The sequence below is a fragment of the Curtobacterium sp. MCBA15_008 genome, from assembly GCF_001865065.1.
Lineage (GTDB): Bacteria > Actinomycetota > Actinomycetes > Actinomycetales > Microbacteriaceae > Curtobacterium.
The window spans coordinates 1-301 of record NZ_MJGN01000048.1 but is presented as its reverse complement, the minus strand read 5'-3'; the positions used below and the strand labels follow the sequence as shown (position 1 = coordinate 301).

The 301-nt window shown below is 58.5% G+C and carries 1 protein-coding gene; it reads left to right on the top strand.

Features of this window, described 5'->3' with window-relative positions:
• Window positions 1-301 (top strand): TonB-dependent receptor plug domain-containing protein (locus BIU96_RS16280; RefSeq protein WP_175477589.1); only part of this gene is annotated, 301 nt, incomplete at both ends.

Sequence of the window (301 nt, the reverse complement as noted above, 5' to 3'; positions counted from 1 at the left end):
GCGTTACCGGACCTGGTTATCACGGCCACCCGCAACAAAAGTACAGCGGGAGAGACTCCGCAGAAGACAACCATCATTACCCGCGAGCAGATTGAGCAACAACAGGCGATTTCCAATGACCCCGGCCAGGTGCTGAGCAATCTGATTCCTTCCTATTCTCCGGGCCGTCAGAAGCTGTCCAATGCCGGTGAAACTTTCCGGGGCCGTTCACCCCTGTTTCTGGTGGACGGTGTGCCCCAGAGCAACCCGCTGCGGGATAGCGCACGGGACAGCTACACCATCGATCTGGACATGGTCGAGC